General features: G+C 47.6%; 1 protein-coding gene. It reads right to left on the bottom strand.

Annotation, left to right across the window (positions count from 1 at the left end):
• Positions 1-645 (bottom strand): hypothetical protein (locus ACYVTD_RS15330; protein WP_461248566.1); only part of this gene is annotated, 645 nt, incomplete at both ends.

Below are 645 nucleotides of genomic sequence, written 5' to 3'. Positions count from 1 at the left end.
CGGGCGCTGGAGCCGGAGCGGCTTTCGCGGCAACAGGCTCTTCATCGGGAATATCCGAAGGTATAAGATCTTCATCAATAGTAATATCTTCAGTATCTTCATCAAGAGGAGTCTCGGCTTTCTTTACTTCTTCGTCAAAACTATCCGATGTTAATGATTCATCAAGAGTCAAGCCGTCATCGCTCTGCGAACCGCTGTCAAGCACACTGTCAAGTGAAGCGTCCGACAAGGCGTCGGCCGACAAAGAGTCGTCCGTCAAGGGGACATCTGATAACGAGTCGTCAGATAACGATAAGTCGTCTGCTTTTGGTTCTTCCAACGGCATATTTATGTCGATGTCAATATCGTCAAGAGACGGTTCGTCGGGGGGAACTTCGCCGCCGGATACATTTTCTATTTTATCTTCAGTATCCGTAAGGTTGAAATCATCAAGGGATTCTATGTCCAAAGAAGGTTCGTTCAAAGGTTTGTCTATGCTGTCGGTCGACAGGTCCGGCTCGTCAATTGCCGCATCGGAAAGGTCCAAATTAAGGTGGTCTTCATCTTCAAGATAGGACGCGTTATCGGGCGGGAAGGTTACAGGGGTAGCGCCTTTTTCGCGCAGTTCTTCCAGTTCTTCGTGATCTTTATCTGAATCATCTATAT

The organism is Treponema sp. R6D11, from assembly GCF_054786075.1.
The sequence above is the reverse complement of the archived record's forward strand: the minus strand, read 5'-3'. Positions and strand labels throughout refer to the sequence as shown.